At 48.7% G+C, this 17453-nt stretch carries 15 protein-coding genes; 11 read left to right on the forward strand and 4 right to left on the reverse strand.

The genetic code is table 11. The features are described from left to right. Positions 1 to 285: 285 nt before the first annotated feature. Positions 286 to 1854 (reverse strand): glycoside hydrolase family 43 protein, encoded by a 1569-nt coding sequence (locus ASG81_RS14055; protein WP_056635041.1) that lies wholly within the window; start codon positions 1852 to 1854, stop codon positions 286 to 288. Positions 1855 to 2715: 861 nt separating this feature from the next. Between ASG81_RS14055 and ASG81_RS14060 the strand changes: the two genes are divergently transcribed. The 7 genes from ASG81_RS14060 to ASG81_RS14090 all read left to right on the forward strand — a co-directional run bounded on the left by ASG81_RS14060 (position 2716) and on the right by ASG81_RS14090 (position 11951). Next, positions 2716 to 4233, forward strand: coding sequence for a sugar ABC transporter ATP-binding protein (locus ASG81_RS14060; protein ID WP_056635044.1), 1518 nt, complete (start codon positions 2716 to 2718; stop codon positions 4231 to 4233). Then, entirely contained in the window at positions 4230 to 5216 is a 987-nt protein-coding gene (locus ASG81_RS14065) for an ABC transporter permease (protein WP_056635048.1), read from the forward strand. The genes ASG81_RS14060 and ASG81_RS14065 overlap by 4 nt, the downstream gene beginning before the upstream one ends. 77 nt (positions 5217 to 5293) lie before the next feature. Further along, positions 5294 to 6325, forward strand: a complete 1032-nt coding sequence (locus ASG81_RS14070; RefSeq protein ID WP_442952876.1) for an ABC transporter substrate-binding protein — start codon at positions 5294 to 5296, stop codon at positions 6323 to 6325. A 200-nt stretch (positions 6326 to 6525) separates the two neighbouring features. Beyond that, on the forward strand, positions 6526 to 8142 hold the full coding sequence (locus ASG81_RS14075) for a response regulator transcription factor (protein ID WP_056635050.1): 1617 nt from the start codon (positions 6526 to 6528) through the stop codon (positions 8140 to 8142). Continuing rightward, positions 8139 to 9932, forward strand: a complete 1794-nt coding sequence (locus ASG81_RS14080) for a cache domain-containing sensor histidine kinase (protein ID WP_056635053.1) — start codon at positions 8139 to 8141, stop codon at positions 9930 to 9932. Before ASG81_RS14075 ends, ASG81_RS14080 begins: the two co-directional genes overlap by 4 nt. Positions 9933 to 9934: 2 nt before the next feature. Then, entirely contained in the window at positions 9935 to 10924 is a 990-nt protein-coding gene (locus ASG81_RS14085) for a substrate-binding domain-containing protein (protein ID WP_155971525.1), read from the forward strand. Between the two features lie 160 nt (positions 10925 to 11084). Next, on the forward strand, positions 11085 to 11951 hold the full coding sequence (locus ASG81_RS14090; protein ID WP_056635058.1) for a YitT family protein: 867 nt from the start codon (positions 11085 to 11087) through the stop codon (positions 11949 to 11951). A gap of 430 nt (positions 11952 to 12381) precedes the next feature. Here the strand turns inward: ASG81_RS14090 and ASG81_RS14095 are convergent, their stop codons facing one another. Genes ASG81_RS14095 through ASG81_RS14105 form a run of 3 tightly spaced genes read right to left on the reverse strand, consistent with a single transcriptional unit; the run spans position 12382 to position 15310 of the window. Next, entirely contained in the window at positions 12382 to 13584 is a 1203-nt protein-coding gene (locus ASG81_RS14095; RefSeq protein WP_056635061.1) for an SLC45 family MFS transporter, read from the reverse strand. After that, positions 13581 to 14327, reverse strand: coding sequence for a glycerophosphodiester phosphodiesterase (locus ASG81_RS14100; protein WP_056635065.1), 747 nt, complete (start codon positions 14325 to 14327; stop codon positions 13581 to 13583). Before ASG81_RS14100 ends, ASG81_RS14095 begins: the two co-directional genes overlap by 4 nt. 38 nt (positions 14328 to 14365) lie before the next feature. Next, the gene (locus tag ASG81_RS14105) at positions 14366 to 15310 is read right to left on the reverse strand and encodes a DoxX family membrane protein (RefSeq protein WP_056635068.1); all 945 of its coding nucleotides are present in this window, start codon (positions 15308 to 15310) and stop codon (positions 14366 to 14368) included. 182 nt (positions 15311 to 15492) lie between these two features. Between ASG81_RS14105 and ASG81_RS14110 the strand changes: the two genes are divergently transcribed. The 4 genes from ASG81_RS14110 to ASG81_RS33515 all read left to right on the forward strand — a co-directional run bounded on the left by ASG81_RS14110 (position 15493) and on the right by ASG81_RS33515 (position 17409). Next, complete coding sequence (locus tag ASG81_RS14110; protein WP_056635070.1) at positions 15493 to 15846, forward strand: metal-sensitive transcriptional regulator; 354 nt, start codon at positions 15493 to 15495, stop codon at positions 15844 to 15846. Between the two features lie 19 nt (positions 15847 to 15865). Then, positions 15866 to 16066 carry a copper ion binding protein gene (locus tag ASG81_RS14115; RefSeq protein WP_056635073.1) on the forward strand — a complete coding sequence of 67 codons (201 nt, stop codon included), beginning with the start codon at positions 15866 to 15868 and terminating at the stop codon, positions 16064 to 16066. 165 nt (positions 16067 to 16231) lie between these two features. Next, positions 16232 to 17179, forward strand: a complete 948-nt coding sequence (locus ASG81_RS14120) for a hypothetical protein (protein WP_056635077.1) — start codon at positions 16232 to 16234, stop codon at positions 17177 to 17179. Positions 17180 to 17277: 98 nt separating this feature from the next. Then, complete coding sequence (locus tag ASG81_RS33515; protein ID WP_268795782.1) at positions 17278 to 17409, forward strand: hypothetical protein; 132 nt, start codon at positions 17278 to 17280, stop codon at positions 17407 to 17409. Positions 17410 to 17453 lie beyond the last annotated feature (44 nt).

The raw sequence follows: 17453 nt of genomic DNA on the forward strand, positions 1-17453 counted from the left end.
CATTTCACTGCATGTAGGGTGATGAGTCTTCTTTTTTTTTTTTTGCAAATGCCATTTCCTGACGAGGCATTTGATGCAGTTTAGTATCGGCTCCTTTTTTATGATTGAGGATAGGGAACAAGCTCTGAAAGAAATCACACACGTTACTCGCACTAATGGTTTTTTTGGAATTGCGGAGCCTATGTGTCGCTCGCTGTTGGCAAGAAAGTATAGCGGTAAGTGTTGAATTAAAAGTAAGCGTCAAATAGCCCTCATCTTGATAACAAGGTGGGGGCTATTTGACGCTTATCCTTTTTTGAATATGGAAAAATCCCACTCATCATACCATCTTATCGCAACCGTCTTGTCTTTGTTGTTTAATTCGACCGGAAGCCACACATATCTGGAATCCTTCAGGTTGTTAGGAACCCATCTATCGGCCATAAAGATGAATTTGTTCGGCACGATCTCTCCATTGCCATCCCGATAAGGAAGCACATACGTGCTTTGGCTTCTGAAGGTGGTTCCTTCCCGATCATCGACCATCGGATCGCCTTTATCTTCCCAAGGACCAAACATGCCGTTCGTTGATACATGATATTTAGCACGGTTTGGATTCCAGCCGGTCAAGCCGGACGTAATCATATAGTGGACGCCGTCTTGCTTAAAGATCGCCGGCGCTTCCCTCCGGCTCTTGAAAGCTCTTACATAGTGAATCCCTTCCAGCGTCTCGCCGTTTGCGTTCGTTGCGGGACCCGTGTAGTCATCATTCAACATCATAATAACAGTCGTGGCGTTTTCTTCCGAAGCATAGACCAGGTATGCTTTGTCATGCGTCGTATCGTCGCCGTCTTCATCGACAAACAGCGTCATATCGCGCAGCATGCCCTCATTGCCGTTTTCCGCGCCTTTATTCGGCAAGCGGAACGTGCCCAAATATTTGAACGATCCTGTCGGCGAATCGCTGATCGCCACGCCTCCTTCCGCCGTCAAGTAAGAACCGGCGACAGGTCCGTCATGATGCCACCACATGACGTATTTATCCGTCTTCTTGTTGTAGACGACCTTCGGACGCTCCACCACTTTATCCCAGTTGAAATCTTTGTACATCGCTTGCTTCTCTGCATTTGTTTTGTCCGCGTACAATGCGTTCAGCTCAGCTATGCGTTCGGCCCTTTCTTCCGGCGCAATATGCTTGCTAAGCGAATTAGCCGGCGATTTCATATCTTTGGTATAGTCAATGTCTTTGCTCGTAACATTGATCACTCGATTCGGATCGAACGGTTTGCCGCTATTTTTGTACGTCTCGGAATTCTCGTCCAAGTACAACGGCAGATTTCCGGAAGGCAAAGTATCTTGGCCCAGTTGAGGGTTGTTGAATACCGGCAATACAATCCCTTCATTCTTCCAATTGTACAGATCTTTAGAAGAGTAAGCGTGAACGCCTGTTGCCGGCACATAACCCGAACCGATATTGTCCTCGCTTTTGTCTTCGCCATACCAGTAGTACGTTTTGTTCTCCTCATTGTACAGAATGCCTCCGCCATGAGCCTGGATCGGAACGCCTTCGGTATCGAGCCATACTTGTCCGCTCTTAATGGAATCATTCTTGCCTAGGCTTCCGCTCATCGTCATATAGTAAGGAGCGGAGTTGTAGAACGCTTCAAAAATATTGGCTCCTCTCTCTTTAGCCGCTTGCACCAACCAACGATGATTGGCGACTTGCGTCCATGGCTTATGCATGTAGTCTTGGTTCAGTTCGATGGAAGCAGCTGCTTGCACCCTCTGCGCAGTTACCCCATAGAACATGGTCACAATTAAACAAATCATAAGGAAAGAAGACAAAAAACTTTTGTCGTTCCTTTTAGCCAACATAAAAACCTCCTCTATGATGAAATTAACTTATGCCTCACTCACGGTGCGCCGCATTGCTATTTCCTCATCCTGCCTCTTCAAATGTCTTGGTGGCCGGTTTATTCAAGCATTCAAAATTACCGGTTAAACTCGCGAACTACATATGTCATGTTTGAGTGTTTTGGAAACAGTTTTTCACTAAAATGTCTTCTTCATACTGTTGTTCTCATTCTGTTTCAATAATTGCTACTCGCTCTTGCCCGGGTCCATTAATCGTTTAATTCGTCTGAGATTTGATCTAGCGCCCTGCCTCCTATAATATCTTGTCCGAGCTTCTTCCAATCCATTCCGATTACCGAACCTCCTTACATTTACTTATCAGCATTTTGTTATCATACAAAAGCCGGAACGAGCTTACATTGATCATTTTGGCGGTCAGCTTGATAAATTTTGAGTGCCTGAACATATAGGTGTTATGGGCTTTGACAACATAGACAAAATCAAAAAGGAAAAGAGAATAAAAGGAGAACAGCCATTTTCAAAAAAAGTGGAATGGTCTAGATCGCTAAAATACTTATAACGCGGCACTTAATAGGAAAAAGAGTTGTTGATTTCAAGGCTTCCGATTGTTCTTAACCATATTTTAGATGGAACGATTGATGAATTGTAAAGGTGATTATGCTCTAACGGGAAACGCTAGTTAAACAGCAGCTTGAACTTGTTCAAACGACCAAGATCACTAAAGTCCTTTGCCGACGTGAAGGGCTTATTTTTATTTTTTTTTGAAAAAGAAAATAATCAACTTTTTACAGGAGATTTCTCCATATAATCAGCTCGCCATTCATTATACAATGAGCACACAAACCGAATGGGGTGGGAGCGATGAGTCAGATTTTAGTTGCAATGGACGGCATCACTAAGCAATTCCCCGGCGTGCTGGCGCTCGATCAATGCCGCTTCGAGCTGCGTGCGGGTGAAGTGCATGCGCTGGTAGGCGAGAACGGCGCAGGCAAGTCAACCATGATGAAAATATTAACCGGCGTCTATGCGAAGGATGCCGGGCGGATCGTTTATAAAGGCAAAGAAGTCGAGATTGCTAATACGAAAGCTGCTCAAAATCTCGGCATCGGCATCATTCATCAAGAGCTGCATTTGATGCCGGATCTGACGATTGCTCAGAATATTTTTATCGGGAGAGAGCCGCGTGCGAAGTTTCCCCTCTTCCTCGACGACAATGAACTAAACGAGCGGACGCAGAAATTGTTCGAGCATATGAACTTGAAGCTTGATCCGCGCACGCTCGTATCGGAGCTGACAGTGGCTAAACAGCAAATGGTCGAAATTGCGAAAGCGCTTTCTTTCCATTCCGAAGTGCTCATTATGGATGAGCCTACAGCGGCGCTCACGAATGCAGAGATTGACGAGCTGTTTCGAATGATCACGCAGCTGCGGAAGCAGGGTGTAGGCATCGTCTATATTTCGCATCGAATGGAGGAGCTGAAGCGAGTTACAGACCGCATCACGGTTATGCGCGACGGCTGCTATGTGGATACGGTGCGTACGGATGATACGGCGATTGATGACATCATTTCAATGATGGTTGGGCGGCAAATATACAGCACGTCCAAGCCGGCCTTCGGCGACAACGGACGTCAGATTAAGGTGCTGGAGGTACAGCGGCTCAATCGCGGAAAAGCGGTGAAGGACGTGAGCTTTCATCTGAACAAAGGCGAAATTATCGGCTTTGCCGGGCTTATGGGAGCGGGACGGACGGAGGTGGCGAGGGCTATTTTTGGAGCGGATCCTATTGATTCCGGCGAAATTTTGGTGAACGGGAAGAGCGTTAGCATTAAAGGGCCAAACGATGCGGTTCGATGCGGGATTGGTTACTTGTCGGAGGATCGTAAGCAATTCGGCCTGCTTGTCGACATGGACGTCAAGACGAATATTTCGATTGCATCGTATCGCAGCTTCCGTAATCCGTTCGGATGGATGAAGCAAGTGAAGATCGAGCGTAATGCCGAAGAGCATGTAGCAGCGCTCAAAATCAAGACGCCGAACGTCGACCAGAAGGTTAAGTTTTTGTCGGGCGGCAATCAGCAGAAGGTCGTCATCGGCAAATGGTTGACACGGGACTGTCAAATTTTAATGATCGATGAACCGACGCGAGGTATTGACATAGGTGCAAAGTCGGAGATTTATAAGCTGCTGGATGAGCTGGTGCGGCAAGGGAAATCAATCATTATGATTTCATCGGAGCTGCCGGAAATATTACGGATGAGCCATCGGATCATCGTCATGTGCGAAGGACGCATTACCGGCGAATTAAGCAGCGGGGAAGCGACGCAGGAAGCCATTATGAAATATGCAACGATGCGAGTGGGGGAGGAAGCGAAATGAAGTTAGTTGAAGCAGGGAAGCCCGTTTCGGTTCAAAAGATTGTGTTTATGAAAACAGGCGCAACGCAAAAGCTGCTGGCGTTTGCGAGTCTCATCTTATTAGTCGTGTTCTTCTCTTTATCGTCGGAAAACTTTTTCCGCTTCGATAACATCATCGGTATCATGCTGTCGACCGCGGTTATCGGGGTGCTGGCGCTCGGCTCTACGTTTGTCATCATAACCGGCGGCATTGACCTAGCGGTCGGTACGGTCATGACGTTCGCGTCGGTCATGACGGGCGTCATCATTACGTTCTGGGGCTTGCCCATTCCGCTTGGCATCGCCGGCGGTATCGCGACCGGGGCGTTGTGCGGTTTCATTAGCGGCTGGCTCGTTGCCAAAATGAAAATTCCGCCGTTTATCGCCACCTTAGGCATGATGATGGTGACAAAAGGCTTATCGCTTGTCGTATCCGGCACCAAACCGATTTATTTCAACGATACGCCTGCTTTCTCGAAAATAGCGATGGGTACGTTGTTCAAGGTGCCGCTGGCGGTGTTCATTTTCTTCGGGCTTGCGGTTATCGCCAGCATTGTACTGTCCAAAACGATCATCGGACGATACAATTTTGCGCTCGGCAGCAATGAGGAAGCGACAAGGCTGTCCGGTGTAAACGTCAACTTTTGGAAAATTGCCATTTATGTCATTACAGGCGCGTTCGCCGGTATTGCCGGCATTATAATGGCCTCGCGGCTTAATTCGGCTCAGCCAGCACTCGGCTCCGGCTATGAGCTGGAAGCGATCGCGGCGGTCGTTATCGGCGGAACATCGCTCAGCGGCGGGCAGGGCTCGATTCTCGGAACGGTCATAGGAGCGCTTATTATGAGTGTGCTGACGAATGGGCTTCGCATCATGTCTGTTCCGCAGGAATGGCAGGTTGTTATCGTTGGACTAGTCGTCATCGGAGCGGTTTATGCCGATATATTGCGCCGCCGCAAGAAGTGAGAAGCGGTATTTCCCTCTGAGCGCCCAGCAGGTGCGGAGGTTTAATATAACATTTGAAACATAAGGGGAGATCGGCTTTGAAAAGAAATAAGTGGATGTCAGTTGCGATGTTTCTTCTTGTAACAATTATGGTGCTCAGCGCATGCGGTTCGAACGGCGGCAACAACGGGGGAGACAAAGAGACCAATCAGCCGGCTGCAGCCGGAGAGAACGATTCGAAAAACACGTCAGGCGATAAAAAGCTGTATATTCCGGTTATCTCAAAGGGCTTCCAGCATCAGTTCTGGCAGGCGGTAAAGCAAGGCGCGGAGAAGGCAGCGGCAGAGCTGAACGTTGAGATTACGTTCGAAGGTCCTGAGACGGAAGCTCAGGTGGACAAACAAATTGAGATGCTTCAAGCGGCGCTCGACAAGAAACCTAGTGCAATCGCATTCGCGGCACTGGACAGCAAAGCAGCGCTTCCGCTGCTGGAGAAAGCGAAATCATCCAACATTCCGGTCGTCGGCTTCGACTCCGGCGTAGACAGCGACATTCCGGTTACGACTGCAGCAACAGATAACGTTGCAGCAGCGGCACTGGCGGCTGACAAAATGGCTGAGCTGATCGGCGGCTCCGGCGAAGTCGCGCTCATCGTTCATGACCAAACGAGCCGTACCGGTATTGACCGCCGCGACGGGTTCGTTAATCAAATGAAAGATAAATATCCGGATATCAAAATCGTAGATATTCAATACGGAGCGGGCGACCAGCTCAAATCGACGGACCTTGCGAAAGCGATTATGCAGGCGCATCCCGATCTGAAAGGCTTCTTCGGAGCGAATGAAGGCTCGGCAATCGGTGTCGTCAATGCGGTAACCGAGCTCGGCAAAAACGGCAAAATTACAATCATCGGCTATGACTCCGGCAAGCTGCAAATGGAAGCGATCAAAAACGGCACGATGGCAGGGGCGATTACGCAGGATCCGATCGGCATCGGCTACTGGTCCGTTAAGGCGGCGGTGCAAGCGATTAACGGCGAGAAGGTAGAGCCGATGATCGATACCGGCTTCCACTGGTATGACAAGACGAATATGGATTCGGATACGATCAAACCGCTTTTGTACGAATAATTAAAATGCAATAAAACAGCTATGATATAAAAGCAGTAGGCCAGTAAAGCATTACGGGCCTGCTGCTTTGCTGTTCTTGGCGCAATAAGCAGGTATTCATGTAAGCGCTACCGAAAATCTCGTATGCAACAGAGAGTTATATCGATAGGAATGTGGAACGATATGCCTATGAATGCAAGCCCTCAAGGGGAGTGGAACGGATGTACAAAATAATGATCGTCGATGATGAGGATGAAGTAAGGGAAGGCGTAAAGCGGCTGACGAATTGGGAGCGCTGCGGCTTCGAGCTTGTCGGCGATTTTAGTAACGGCAGAGACGCTCTTGAAGCTGTAGAAAGGCTTCATCCCGACGTCGTCATTACGGATATTAACATGCCTTATATGGACGGGCTGGAACTTACCGAGCTAATAAGCGGGATGTATCGGGAGCTGAAAATAGTCATTCTGACCGGATATGAGGATTTCGAATATGCGAAGCAGGCGATCAAGCTTAAAGTAAACGAATATTTATTGAAGCCGATCAATTTGCAGGAGTTCACCGATTTTTTATGTAAAATGAAGCGGGAGCTGGATGAAGAACAGGCACGCATGGAGGATATGTCAGCGCTCCGGCAGCGGCTGCATGAAAGCTTTCCGCTGCTGCGCGAGCGGTTTCTCGATAAGCTCGTTAACGTTCCGATAACGCTTCACGATATCGAAGAAAGGTTTCGCTACTTCCAGTTAAAGCTGGAGGGGCCTGCTTATTTGACGATGCTGTTCGATTTGGAAGGAGCTGGCGAACAACCAGGGACAATAGCTTCAGGGACGAAGGAGCTGCTCCGCTTCGCTATGTTCAATATCGCTCAAGAGATTATACAGGAGGAGCATGACGGAATCGTATTCCAAACACGTGATGACAAAGTAGCGGCGCTGCTCGGGGGTTCGGTGGAGGATACAGCTATTAAGGCTCAGAAGCTTGCAGCGCATGTGGGACAAGCGGTTCAAAAGTATTTGAAACGTGACGTTTCCATTGGAATCGGACGCGTCTATCCTGCTTTGACAGAGGTGTGCACTTCTTATCAAGAGGCTTGCTCGGCGCTTGATTATCGTTTTCTGCTCGGCAGCGGACGCGTGATCTCTATCCAGGACGTTGAGTTCGGCAAACGCTTTAGCCCGTCGAATTATTATGAGTTTGAGAAGAAGCTGATGGCCGCTTTGAAAACAGCAAAAGCTGCGCAAGCCGCAGCCATTTTGGATGAATGGTTTGCGGAATTGAAGCAGTCCGGCGCAACGGCAAGCAGTTGCTACGGCTACTTGCACCGCGTAATGGCGGCATTCATCAATGTCATTGCACAGGCGGGGTTCGACGATTCGGAGCTGCTCGGCGAAGATCCGTTTTCACGCATACCGCCGCTTAAGAACGTGGACCAAATGAAAGGCTGGCTGGAGGAAATGTGCCGCAGCGTTATTGCGTTCCTGTCGGATCGCCGAACGAATGTGAACAATACGCAGCTTCAGGATGCCATAACGTATATTCACGAACATTACAATGATCCCGAGCTTTCGCTTAATCAAGTATGCCAGCATGTTTTTCTCAGTCTCAGCTATTTCAGCAGCTTATTCAAGCAGCAGACGGGCGATACGTTTGTCGAATATTTGACGCGTGTGCGCCTGGATAAGGCCAAGCAGCTGCTCGCATCAACACAATTGAAGACATACGATATTGCGGAGCGGGTCGGATACAGTGATCCACAATATTTTAGCGTCATTTTCAAACGAAACACCGGCAGGACACCGAAGGAATACAAAGCGATGATGAAGGAGAACAGCTCGCCATGAAAGGACGCGGCCTATTTCAATTCAAAAGCATTCATACCAATATCGCGATCGCGTTCTCCTGCCTTATTATTTGTACGACCGTTATCCTAAGCGTCAATACGTATTTGCTCTCCTCCGACGCCGTCAAAAACAACTCCTACGATTATACGGCGCAGCTCATTGAACAAGTGAATATGAACATACAAAACTACATTGGCAATATGGAAAGCATTGCGGAGCTGGCGCTTCGCGATGAAGAGCTGCAGCAATTAATGCGGATGCCGGACCCCTATGATCCTGAAGGATTGGCGCTCGTTAAGCAGACAAGCACCTTCTTCCGATCGATCGTAGAATCGCGCAACGATATCGCTTCAATCGTATTCATCGGCACGAATGGCGCACTTGTATCCGACCGCAGCGGCGCGCATCTGAAGGGCTATAATGAGCTGCTCTATCAGGATTGGTACAAATCGGCGAAAGAAGCTGGGGGTCAATCAGTCATTTCATCCTCCCGCGTGCAGCATATTTATAAGAGTGAATACCGGTGGGTCGTATCCATAAGCCGTCAAGCCGTGGCTGCAGCGGATGGCAGCACCGGCGTACTGCTTGTCGATTTGAACTATAACGTCATTAACGATTTATGTAAGCAGATCCATATGGGCAACCGCGGCTATGTATTTCTGCTCGATCCGAAGGGCGACTTTATTTATCATCCGCAGCAGCAGCTCATTTACTCCGGCTTGAAATCGGAGCAGCTTGAGCAAATTTTACAGCTTGCAAGCGACCGCACCTTCGAGGCACAGAGCGACGGGACGAACAAAATATATACGATACGCAGCTCTAAATACGGATGGAGAGTCATTGGTGTAAATTATCCGGAGGAGCTCGTTGGCGACAAACGGCAAATCCAATTTTCGGCTATGCTGTGGGGTTCTGTTTGTTTAATTATTGCCCTTGCGTTCTCGGTATTGCTTTCCTTTACGCTGACGAAGCCGATTAAGAAGCTGGACGTTCATATGAAGAAGGTGGAGAAGGGAGATTTTAATGCCAGGATTGAAATTGAGAGCACGAATGAAATCGGCAAGCTGGCCCGCACCTTTAATCTGATGACCGGAAAAATAAAGGATTTGATGAGTCAGGTCGTACAGGAGCAGGAAGACAAGCGGATTAGTGAGCTGAAGGCGTTACAGGCGCAAATTCACCCGCATTTTTTGTATAATACGCTTGATTCAATCATTTGGATGGCGGAGATGGATAAGATGGACGATGTCATCAAAATGACGTCAGCCTTATCGAAGCTGCTTCGATCTACGATAAGCAAGGGGGAGGAGTTGATCCCCATCCGTGCGGAGCTCGCCCATATTGAGCATTATTTAACGATTCAGAACATCCGTTACCGCAACAAGTTTACCTATAGCTTCGATGTCGATCCGACCATTATGGCAAACAAAATAATAAAAATTGTCCTGCAGCCGCTTGTGGAAAACGCGATTTATCACGGTATTAAAAATAAAGCCGATGCCGGTCACATTCTCATTAAGGGGTATCGAGTGAGCGATGGCATTGAGCTGCAGGTTATAGACGACGGCGTGGGAACGGACGCTGCGAAGCTGAATGCAAGCTTAGCGAAAGGAATGCCGCACGTACCTGCCGCATATTCGTCAACATCTGGCTTAGGGATACAAAATGTAAACCATCGCATACAGCTTAATTTCGGAGAGCGTTTCGGACTGTCTTTCGACAGTGAGCTGGATGAAGGAACAACGGTTACGCTTCGCATGCCGGAATTAATGGAAGGTAAAGGAGAATAGCCATGCTGCGAAAATGGACACTTATTGTTATGTGCGTCACCCTGTTGACCGTTTTGATTGCTTTCGCAGCTGAAGCTGGTATCCATAAGCTGCAGCCGCAAAAACCGCATATTTTATTCGTGCCGAAAACGATGGACCGTCAGGTTGAGTTTTGGGAAGTGATGCGGCAGGGCGTCAATATGGCAGCCGAGGAATTTGATGTAGAGCTGCAGGTGGCAGGGGCGCTGACAGAGTCGGATATCGACGGGCAAATCGCTGTGTTGGAGCAAGCAATTGCGGATAAGCCTCAAGTTATTATTTTGGCGGCGGCTGATTATAATCGGATCGTGCCGGTCGCGAAGCGTATTGTGGCTGCAGGCATTAAACTGATAACGGTCGACTCGGCTCTCAAAGATGGCATTTCGACCAGCTTCATCGCAACGGATAATTTTGCGGGCGGGCAGAAGGCAGGCCGGTTATTAATGGATTCGATCGATCAAAACAAGAGAGGCTCTGTTGCTATCATTAATTTCGTGCGGGGTTCCGCGCCGGCGATGGAAAGAGAGCGCGGGGTGCGTGAGAGCTTAGTCGGCTATTCGGATATTCAAATTCTCGATACGCTTTATAGTGACGCCTCCGAAGAGCGGGCATATGAAATTGCGGTAGAGCTGCTGCGGAATGAACCGGCTCTGCAAGGCATTGCCGCCTTGAACGAGCCGACGGCGGTGGGAGCCGCAAGAGCGATTAAAGAGATGCAAGCTGTATCGCGCGTGAAGCTGATTGGCTTTGACAATTCGATGGAGGAAATTTCCTATCTTGAGGAGGAAGTATTGCAAGCGACCATCGTACAGAAGCCGTTTAATATGGGCTATCTGGCGGTTAAAGCAGCGGTGGAGCTGAGTGCAGGGGGAAAAGTACAGCCGATCATCGATACAGGGTCTGAGGTGATTACGAAGCAAAACATGTACGAGAGCGATAAGCAGAAGCTGCTGTTTCCATTTACCGAGAAGTAGCTGTGTGCATTTTTTGAGTTATGGGGATGCCGTTAAGATGGAGGAATACGGGCCTTGCGTATACGGTTTGTCTTTCCGTTGGAGATCGGCTATTTTTGAAAAAATGCCATTTCTATGCTAAAGTCAATGGATACAATCGGGAAAAACGGAGGTTGAGCTGTTGACAAAGACACATAAGAGCCTATCATTTTTAGAAATCTTGAAGAGGTTCGTATTCATCACAATCGGTTCGGTTTTGATGGGCGTTTCCTTAGAGTTGTTTCTCGTTCCCAATAACGTAATCGATGGAGGCATTGCCGGGATTTCAATTATGCTCGCTTACTTAACACCGCTTCCGCTCGGACTTTATTTATTCATCGTAAACGTACCGTTTCTCATTCTCGGGTATAAGCAAATTGGGAAAACGTTTGCAATCTCGACGCTTTACGGCATTATCGTCATGTCGGTGACAACGACATTGCTTCATCATGTTGATGCGTTCACGGAGGAGAAGCTGCTGGCGGTCTTATTCGGCGGTCTTATTCTGGGAGCGGGTGTCGGTCTTACGATTCGCTTTGGCGGCTCGCTCGATGGCGTAGAGATTGTGTCGATTCTGATTTCGAAGAAGCTGCGCATGCCTGTTGGACAAATCATCATGATATTCAATGTCGTTATCTTTGTCGTTGCAGGCTTCGTATTTGAATGGGATTCGGCGATGTATTCGATGTTTACTTATTATATTGCGATAAAATTAATCGATATCGTCGTGGAAGGTCTCGACGAGTCGAAATCGGTGACGATTATTTCGAGCGAATTCGAGGAAATTTCCCAGGCAATTATCGATCGGTTAGGACGCACCACGACATTGATTCAAGCGCGAGGCGGTTATTCGAAGGATGAGACGCAAATGATTTATTGCGTCGTTTCCCGTCTTGAGCTGGCGAAGCTGAAAGCAATCGTGCAATCCATTGATCAGAATGCGTTTATTGCCATCGAGCATGTATCCGACGTCATGGGCGGCGGATTTAGCAAAGGCAGCATACACTAATGGTAAAAACAGACATTCAGACGGGGAACCGCCTGAATGTCTGTTTTTTTATGGTATTAATGATAGCGGTAATATGGGGCGCTATAATCGCAATTCTTGCATTAACGGCTGAAATAGCGGAGTATTTCGGAGTTATTCAGTGGCTTTAGGCGAATCAGAAGCCGATTCGAGCTGAATAAGACCCAAAAAATCCATTATGGCTCATGCGGACGGGGATACCTGCTAACTTACACAAACTTAATGACGCTGTGACGCTGCCTGATCATGCCGCGCGCAGGCCGCATACAGATGGAAATGGGAGAAGTAGAGTAAATTTTTTTCCCTATTCTCAATAAATGAGCTGCTTCTCAAGGAATAGAGAAAGCTTCTTTCTCTATTCCGGTGATCATGCCGCGCACAGGCCGTATATACGTGGAATCGGGTGGGCGGTTTAAATGTTAGTTGATCCATTTTGCGCAGCGATTGCTCTCGGAAGTCCTCTGTCCCGGATTCCGAGCAGGAAGAGCAGGGCGATAACCATGCCGCCTGATGAGAAGTAGAATAGCACCGAATAACCGAGCAGATCAATCAAACCGCCCATCAGCGGAGGAGATGCAATGGCGGCCAGCGAGGAGATCAAATAATAGATGCCCGTACGGGTACCGATGCTTTGCTCGTCTCCAAGGGCGACGATGAAGGGGTAGGAGTTAATGTTGATCATCGCCCAGCATATGCCCCCCAATAATAGCAGTGCACGAAGCGGCAGCAATGCGTCGACGAATGAAATTGCGGCGAAAATCGCGATCAGGCCAACGACGCCAATGGCGATGATCCGTTTTTTGCCGAAGCGATTGCCGAGCAGACCGCTCGGAATGGCGGCGAGGACGAAGGCAAGCGAGAAGAAAGCAAGCGAGAACGCAGATTGACCTTCCGTTAGATGCAAATGGTTTGTGCCGTACAAGGTGAAGAAGGCTTCAACGCCTTGATAGGACAGAAACCAGAAGAAAATGGCGCCCAGCAGGAAAATCGTAGGCCGGTTCCATTGTCCCTTGAACGATATTTTTGGCTTCTCCTCTTCCGGCGCGTAGGCGATAGCATCCCGTTTTTCCTTGATCGTACCCAAGAGAATGACCAGACAGATCAGCGTCAAGACGGATGTTGTCAGAAACGGGAGAGAAGCATGCTTCTCATATAGTAACGAGCCTCCCGAGAAGGCGATAATGGAGCCGATGCCGCCCATGAAGTTGATAATTCCGTTCGCTTGCGTCCGCTTGCTGTCCTTCGTGATATCGGGCATAAGCGCAACGGTAGGAGAACGGTATAAGCTCATCGAAAGATTCATGAGCACCATAAACAAAACGAGCGTTAGCAAGCTGGTATGCCAAGGGATAAGTGCTCCAAACAAAGCAGCGAGCGGCATGCCGATGAGCAGGTAAGGCATTCTTTTGCCCAGACGGCTGTTCGTGCGGTCACTGCGGCTGCCGATCCACGGCTGCAAAAACAAAGCGAAATAATTGTCGATCGTCATCATAAATCCGATAAGCGCGGTGCTCGTCAAAAACTTTTCGAGGAAAAAAGGAACGAATGCGTTGTATAGCGCCCATGTAATGCTGATGCTGAAAAAACCGAACCCGAGCAGCCATGTTTTTTTCATTCCGCTTGCACTCCTCTCCTTGTCAGCACTTCTGCCAGACGATCCGGAAAATCGGTAATGATGCCGGCCGCGCCTGCATCGAGCAGCTGCTCCATCTCGTCCGCGTCATTAACGGTGAACGGATGATAGCCGATGCCGCGTGCAGACGCCTCTGCGATCCATTCGGGCGTTACCGCATATTTGTAGGCATGCAGCGCGTCTGCCTGGACGGCCGCCGCATAATCCCAAGGACGATAAAGCCCTTCTATGTACAACAGGCCGGTACGGATTTCGGGCGCCAATTGCTTGCACAGCACGAGCGAGTAATGATTGAAGCTGGATAGGATGACGCGGTCCGTCATTTGGTAAGCGCGAACCATTTCGATCACCTTATGCTCGATTCCTGGAAAAAGGATGACGCCGTTTTTGAGCTCAATATTGAGGATGACGCCGGTAGGCTGCAGGAGCTCGAGCAGCTGCTCGAGCGTTGGTATTCGTTCAGCATGGAAGGCCGAAGCGTACCAGCTCCCGGCGTCGAGTGAGGCAAGCTCTTCGTAATCGGTATCCTTTACAAGCTTGCTGAGGCCGGTCGTTCGCGATAAAGACTCATCGTGAATAACAATGATGCGTCCGTCCTTCGTCAGCTGAACATCGGTTTCAATGCCTGTAGCGCCGAGCTCAAGCGCTTTTTTGAATGCCGCAAGCGTATTTTCGGGACAGCAGCCGCTTGCTCCGCGATGGGCAAAATTAATGGGTATTTTAATAAAGGTTCATCCTCTCTGTTCGAAGGGTATCCAAGCAACTAGGCGAAGCGGTAATAAATGAGCACGAAGGTTGCGAGCACGAAAATAAAGTTGAGCGACACAAACACCATCTGATCGATAACCGTGCGGTGCATAGAGACCGGCGGCTTATAGAAGCTGGCGCCTTCGATGATGAACAGGATCAGCACGATGTGGATTATAAAATGGCCGACCAGCTCCATCATGCCGAACAGCATCGTCGTAGATATGAAAATGAGCGTCAATACGACCGACAGCAACCGGTTCAAAATGCCGACGACAAGCAAATAACCGACGACGAACTCGATAAAGCCGGCCATCACGATGAATATAGCCGGCTCGATGCCGAACGTCGGCACATTATGGTTAATGATGATATCCTCAGCCATTGTCGGGAAAATCCATTTTTCGACGGCTACCCAGCAGAGAGATAGCCCGGTTCCCAAATATAGCAGCGGAAAGCTCCACCTGGATTCCTTGGTTCTCTCAAGCAGCAGGACGCCGATAATGGCAAGGTAAAAGCCGTAATCAAGCATATGGAATAGCCCGGCTTCGACGCTTGTATCGATAAATACGACCAGCATTGCAAGCGCGCCGATCTTAGTCGCATAGTGCTGCGGAATAAGCAGAAGCACGATTGCGGTCCACATAAGAACGGTTTGCCAGCCGTCCGCAAGCTCGAATTCAAGCGCAAAACGCGTTCCGGACGCGGCTTGAATGAGCAGCGCTGCCGCCGTGCCGTATTTGAGAACAGGCAACGAGTATTTCCTGAGCTTATCGAGCTCGCTATCGATTCGGGTGGACAGCTTCGACATGGATATTGCGGGCAAAAGCTGGGTCAGTACCGCGAGCAGAACGGCCACGAATAGAGCGAGAGTCATGAAAAAGGGAGATAGCACGGCAGCTATCGATTCTTTCTCCGCGACGACGTCTGTGAACCATTTGACATGTGCATAATAATCCATAAGCTGTCATTCCTCCGGCTAGGTGTGGTTTACTATTGTTTACGAGGATCGTAGCATATTGCCTTCCATAATAAAAGTGGCTAGACAGGGCTGCAAAAACAAAATAAAAAAGACTATTTACATACCCTGTGGGGGTATGCTAGAATGAATTCATAAGCTTATACCCCCTGGAGGTATGTAGGATGGATAACCGTACGTTAAACAATGGGGCTAATGAGCAATCGCATGCTTCAGCTGACTGCTGTGATTCGATTGGTCCGCGAAAGAGTCACCATTCGGAGCAAATGAAGGACAATTTAACGAAGCGTCTCAACCGGATTGAAGGGCAAATTAGAGGCGTGAAGGCGATGATCGAGAAGGATACGTATTGCGATGACGTGCTTAATCAGATCGCCGCGGCACAATCCGCTCTGAACAGCGTCGGCAAGCTGCTGCTGGAGGGCCATTTGAAGAGCTGTGTGATCGAACGGATTCAAGCGGGCGAAAGCGAAGTTATCGATGAATTGCTGGTTACCGTTAACAAACTAATGAAATAGAGGAGAGGGGAATTATATAATGGCAAACACAGTATTGAAGGTAGAGGGCATGACCTGCGGACATTGCGTCAGTGCGGTTGAGAAAGCAGTCGGCAGCGCGGGTGCAGTGGGCAAGGTGGATTTGGCGGGCAAGAAGGTATCGGTTGAGTTTGATGAGACGAAGGTAACGATCGAGGCTGTCAAAGCGGCAATCGAAGATCAAGGCTATGACGTTGTCTAATCAAGAGGACAAAATTTATTCTGGGCGCTCGCGTACAATGTGATTGGCATACCGATTGCCGCTGCCGGCTTCCTTGCCCCTTGGCTGGTGGGAGCTGCGATGGCGTTAAGCTCGGTATCCGTAGTACTGAATGCGCTTAGACTGTAAAGGATGAGATGAATTTATATGTTTAAGTTAAAGGGAAACCTGTCAAAGTATCGCAAGCGCTCTGCCGCTGCATTTTTAATCGTACTGAGCTTGCTAGCCGCAGGCTGCGGCAGCGCCGCAAATGACGAGCATGCGCAGCATGCTGCGCCTCGTGAAACGGAGGCTGCGGCTAATGAGCATAGCGGACATTCTGCGAATGATACTGCCGGCAATGAAGAATCAGCGGAAAATCATAGCGGGCATGGCGGTCAGGCTGACTCCGAGGATATGTCACAGGCGAATGTGAAGCTGGAATGGCGATATTCGCCGGAGAGCCCTAAGCCGGGTGAAAAGACGAAAATCGAGCTATTTCTTAATGATGCTGCCGGAAAGCCGATCGAGAAATACGATGTTAATCATGAGAAGCTGATGCATCTAATCGTTGTAAGCGAGGATATGACGGAATTCAGCCATATTCATCCGGAGTATGCGGGCAAAGGGAAATTTGAGGTGGAAGCCTCATTCGTTAAGAGCGGAGCGTATAAGCTATTTGCGGATTTTATTCCGACAGGCTACTCGCAGATGACGGTAACGTCCAGCTTGAAAGTATCCGGCGCGAAGCAAGCAGCAGAGCCACTGAAGAAGGATGCATCGCTCATGAAAGCCGTTGACGGCGTCGCTGCCTCGTTAGAGGTATCCTCCTTTAAGGCGGGGGAGGAGACGGATTTAACCTTTACGTTTAGCGATGCTAAGACGAAAAAGCCGATCACCGATCTGCAGCCGTACTTAGGAGCCATCGGACATGTCGTTATTTTGAACGAGGAATTGAGCCGTTATCTGCATGTTCATCCGAAGGAAGGCAACGAAAGCGGGCCAACCGCCGAGTTTTCGACAAGTTTTCCAGAGCCGGGCTTGTATAAAATATGGGGTCAATTTCAGCGTGGAGATAAAACGTTTATCGTTCCGTTCACTGTCGAGGTAGAGTAACTGGGGATCAAGTATGGGTCTGCTAATATCATTTATAAAAATATTAATCACCCTCTTCAGGGTGATTTTTTTTGCTTTTTTTTTAGGGGGAAAAGCTGATGAAATACCTGCTGTTATGCGGTTTTTCAACATTTATGCCGCTAATGCGAGAAAGCGCTTTCCAGAAATATTGCAAGAAAGCAATTTTAGGGCTTGAAAACCTGAAAATACGTGTTAAACTAATGATGTAACAAAGTCATTAATCGATTAACATAATTGTTATTTCGTATGGGGG

Origin of the sequence: Paenibacillus sp. Soil522 (assembly GCF_001428245.1) — a bacterium.
Lineage (GTDB): Bacteria > Bacillota > Bacilli > Paenibacillales > Paenibacillaceae > Pristimantibacillus.